Origin of the sequence: Bartonella sp. AA126HLJHH (assembly GCF_042197425.1) — a bacterium.
Classification (GTDB): Bacteria; Pseudomonadota; Alphaproteobacteria; order Rhizobiales; family Rhizobiaceae; genus Bartonella.
In genome coordinates this window covers 1-764 of sequence record NZ_JBHIRU010000114.1, presented here as the reverse complement: position 1 = coordinate 764, position 764 = coordinate 1, and the positions used below count along the sequence as shown (strand labels likewise).

Sequence of the window (764 nt, the reverse complement as noted above, 5' to 3'; positions counted from 1 at the left end):
ACGACAACGAATAATCATACAATCTCTAAGATAGAGGGCAATAATCCGTGGAAAAATGTAGGGACTATAGGTTCTTTAGCACTTCAAGCAGCACCGATGGCTTTTGGTTACATGGCAGGTGGTCCAATGGGAGCAGCGTTGGCAGGAGGAGCATCCAAGTTTTTTTTAGATTACATGAATCAAAAGAAAGCTCTGGAGAATAATTAAAGAATAGTTTTGTAGGAGAGTGTGATGGCATTTCCAATATTATTTCCATTAGCTGGGGCAGCTTTTATGGCAGCAAGAGCTGCGCCTCATGTTTTTAGGTATCTTGCTCCTAAAGCGGTTACAGGGGCGAATAGATTGGGACAATTAATAACAAAGAACCCCGTGGGGAATTTCATAACAAAGTACCCCAAAACCTCTCTATTTATGACTGGAATGTCAGGTATTGAAAGTATGATGACACCAGAGAAAGCACAAGCCCCATCCAACCCCTATTTACAGAATAGTCTGAATCCATATGGACCATTTATGCCCTATACGGCTCCTAAAGCGGAAATGCCTCTTGGATTTGATCAACATCCACCCATGCCAAATGCACTAGAGAGTACTCCACAAGAACTAAAACCTCATATTAATGAACAAACGCAACCATTAGCACCCGCTTCCCCAACACCGACTCCTGAACTGACAGATGCAGAGAAATTTTTACAGTCCAATACTTATAAGTTTTTTCAATCAGATGCGTATCAGAAGCTCAAAGATCTTTTTGCAGGTATGGC

General features: G+C 41.6%; 2 pseudogenes. Both read left to right on the top strand.

Going from position 1 to position 764, the window contains the following annotated elements:
• Positions 1-207: pseudogene (locus tag ACFIQC_RS10030) on the top strand (hypothetical protein); the annotation flags it as partial.
• A gap of 24 nt (positions 208-231) precedes the next feature.
• A pseudogene (locus tag ACFIQC_RS10025) lies at positions 232-764 on the top strand (hypothetical protein); the annotation flags it as partial.